This window comes from Pseudofrankia coriaricola (genome assembly GCF_001854805.1).
Taxonomy (GTDB): domain Bacteria; phylum Actinomycetota; class Actinomycetes; order Frankiales; family Frankiaceae; genus Pseudofrankia.
In genome coordinates this window covers 1-3,323 of record NZ_MBLO01000160.1, presented here as the reverse complement: position 1 = coordinate 3,323, position 3,323 = coordinate 1, and the positions used below count along the sequence as shown (strand labels likewise).

Below are 3,323 nucleotides of genomic sequence, written 5' to 3'. Positions count from 1 at the left end.
GCGACCAGACGATAACGCCGCCGGACGGCGGTGCTTCTCGCAATGCGCACCCGAGGTAACAGCCCGGGTCGGCACCACGAAGGAGCGGGACCCATGACCTCAGCCCAGATCGAGAACGTCGTCCCCGACGCGGTCGACCTGTTCACCACCGCCCACCGCCTCGACCCCTACCCGGGCTACCGCCGGCTGCGCGAGGCCCCCAGCCTGACCGACATCCGCCTCGGCGACACCGAGGTGACGGTGCTGTCCAGGTTCGCCGACTGCGCCGCCGTGCTGCAGAGCGCCACCTGGGGGCACGGCAACGCCGACCGGCTCAGCCCGTTCTGGGACCAGGAAGCGAGCCTGCCGGGCTCGTTCATCCGGATGGACCCCCCGGACCACCGACGCCTGCGCGGCCTGGTCAACAAGGCCTTCAGCGCCCGGATGGTCGCCGACCTCACCCCCATGATCACCCGGCTGGTCGACACCCTCGTGGACCGGGCCGTCGAGGCCGGCGGGCTCGACGTGGTCCGGGACCTCTCCGCGCCGCTCGCACTCGCGATGGTGGGCCAGCGGCTGCTCGGCGTACCCGAACAGGACGCCGACCAGCTGCGAGCCTGGGAGCTGGCAATCGCCCGCGGCACCGACCCGGAACCGCTGCTGACCACCGAGGAGATCACCCGCCGCGACCAGGCCGGAGCAGGCGTCGTCGCATACCTGATGGACCTCATGGAGCGCCGCCGCGCCCACCCCGAGAACGACCTGCTCAGCCGGCTCGTCGCCGTCGAAGAAGCCGGGGACRMACTCASCGCSGCCGAGGTCATCGGCATCTGCGTGCTGCTCCTCGTCGCCGGCATGGAGACCAGCATCAACCTCGTCGGCAACGGCATCCTCGCGCTGCTGGACCACCCCGACCAGCTCCAGCTGCTGCGCCAGCGGCCCGAGCTGACCGGCCCGGCCGTCGAGGAAATCCTGCGCTACGACACACCGACCCAGTTCACGATGCGGGTCGCCCTCGCCGACACGACGATCGGCGACCGCGGCTTCCGCCGCGGCGACGGTGTCATCGTGCTGATGGGATCCGCCGACCGGGACGCCGAGGTCTTCACCGAGCCGGACCGACTCGACGTCACCCGCTACGCCCCGACCGGTCGCGCCTCCCGCCACCTCGGCTTCAGCCTCGGGCTGCACTACTGCATGGGGGCGCCGCTCGCCCGCCTGGAGGCGTCGAGCGCCATCAGGACCCTGCTGGAGCGGGCGCCAGGGCTGCGGCTGGCCACCGACGAGCCGCTGTCCTACCAGCCGAGCGTGATCCACCGGGGCCTGGTCTCGCTCCCCGTCGAGCTGACCCCCGCCGCGGCCTGAGGCGCTCCCGTGGCCGGACGCTCCGCGCCCGCCACCGGGCAGCGCCTGTCGGGCGCTGAGCGCCCTCCGGACCTGGTTCCGGCTAACTGCTTGAGGCGGTGGCTGGTCTGGTTCCGGGCTGGGGATGTGGCTGCGTTGACGCCAGCGCCGATGCGCCGTCACCAGCTGTGGCTGGGCTGGGTGGACAGGTAGCCAGAGCGGCACAGGAAATTCGGAGCAAACGACCGAGTGCCGGAGACGATCGCGTCTCCGGCACTCGGCCTTCCAGCATCCGCCCGGTGTCGATCCTCCGGGAGTGCTAGTTCTCTTCCATTCGGACGCGCAGCTCGCCGATCCCCCGGACGATCATGTTGGGCCGGTACGGCGGCGGGTCGACCAGCGGGGTCATCCGTGGTGCCCGCCGGGCCAGCGCCCGCAGCAGCAGATCCATCTCGAGGCGCACCATCGGCGCGCCGATGCAGTAGTGGTGCCCCCGCCCGAACCCGAGGTGGCGCGGCGTCCACTGGTCCCCCGCGTACCGGGCCAGGTCCAGCCGGTCGGCGTCGGCGTAGACCTCGGGGTCCCGGTTCCCGCTCGCGAGCAGGACGATCACGCCGTCGCCCTCGGCGAACCGCTCCCCCGACACCTCGGTGTCGCGCACCGCCCGCCGGGTGGAGATGTGTGCCGGCGAGTGGAAGCGCATCAGCTCGTCCACCGCCGGCACGGCGAGGTCGGGGTTGGCGCGCAGCGCCGCGTACTGGTCCGGGTAGCGCATCAGGGCGTCGAGCGTACTGGCGATCAGCGCGACGGTCGTCTCGTGGCCGGCGACGAGCAGCACGACCAGGGTCGCGAGCATCTCCTCGTTGCTGAGCCGGTCGCCCTCGGCCTCGGCGAGCGCGAGCGCGCTGACGAGGTCGCCCGTCGGCTCGGCCCGGCGGCGCGCGACGAGCTCGGTGAGGTAGTCCCGGATCTCCTTCGCCGACCGCTGCCGGTTGTCGACCTCCGCCGGGGTGAGCAGGAGGTCGGGGTCCAGGCCGCGGGCAAGCCCGGAGGACCACGACCGCACGGCCGCGTGGTCGGCCTCGGGCACGCCCATCAGGTCGGCGATCATCGTCAGCGGCAACGGGTAGGCGATCGCCTCGACGAGGTCCACCTCGCCCGCCGCGACGGCCGCGTCGAGCAGCCCGTCGACGAGCGCGCTGGCCCGCGCCCGGGTCTCCTCGATGCGGCGGACGGTGAACGCCCGGCTGACCAGCTTGCGGATGCGGGTGTGGTCCGGCGGCTCCATCCACAGGAACGACGTCGGCAGGTCCGAGCCGTCGCTGTCGGGATGCATCAGGTCGCCTTCCTCGGCGTGGCTCCAGGCCGAGTCCTGCAGGATCGCGTCGATCTCCCGGTAGCGCGTGACCAGGCGCATGCCCAGCGGACCGGGGACGAACGGGCCGGCCTCGCGCAGCACCTGGTAGTTCGGGAAGGTGTTGTGGTTCCAGGCGGGGTCGAAGATGTTCACCGCCGCCTGCTCGGGTGTGATCACAGCCGGGCCGGCGGACGGCGGCGCTCCGAGGGCGGCGGTCACACCATCGCCTCGGCGAGACGGCGGCGGACGCGGCCGTTGGTGCTCACGTCCAGGCCGGTGAGCGCGGCGAAGGCGCGGCGGATGTTGTCCTGCAGCCGGTCGAGCTCGCCGTCGGTGGCGATGCCCGCGAGGAACAGCTCGAACGCGGTGTCGATCGTCTCGTGGTTCGCGAGCTCCTCCAGCCCGCTCTTGAACACCCCGACCGGATGCTTGATCCGCGACTCGGACGTGTAGACGTAAAGCGTCTCCAGAACCGAGGGCAGCTCCCCCGGATGCGCGTCCAGGCGGCGGCGGGCGTAGTGCAGGAACTCCCGCGCATGCCCGGCCTCGTCCCGGCTGGCCCGCGTCATCAGCCCGCGCAGAACCGGTTCGTCGACCCAGGCGGCGACGGACCGGTAGACGTGGTTGACCGTCAGCTCGGAGA

At 72.2% G+C, this 3,323-nt stretch carries 2 protein-coding genes and 1 pseudogene; 1 reads left to right on the top strand and 2 read right to left on the bottom strand.

What is annotated here, in order from left to right:
* Positions 1-93 precede the first annotated feature (93 nt).
* Positions 94-1,344 carry a cytochrome P450 gene (locus tag BCD48_RS20995; RefSeq protein WP_071050116.1) on the top strand — a complete coding sequence of 417 codons (1,251 nt, stop codon included), beginning with the start codon at positions 94-96 and terminating at the stop codon, positions 1,342-1,344.
* A 298-nt stretch (positions 1,345-1,642) separates the two neighbouring features.
* On the opposite strand, the gene BCD48_RS20990 is transcribed toward BCD48_RS20995, so the two are convergent.
* On the bottom strand, positions 1,643-2,899 hold the full coding sequence (locus tag BCD48_RS20990) for a cytochrome P450 (protein ID WP_071050115.1): 1,257 nt from the start codon (positions 2,897-2,899) through the stop codon (positions 1,643-1,645).
* Positions 2,896-3,323: pseudogene (locus BCD48_RS20985) on the bottom strand (ferritin-like domain-containing protein); the annotation flags it as partial. The pseudogene BCD48_RS20985 and the gene BCD48_RS20990, both read right to left, overlap by 4 nt.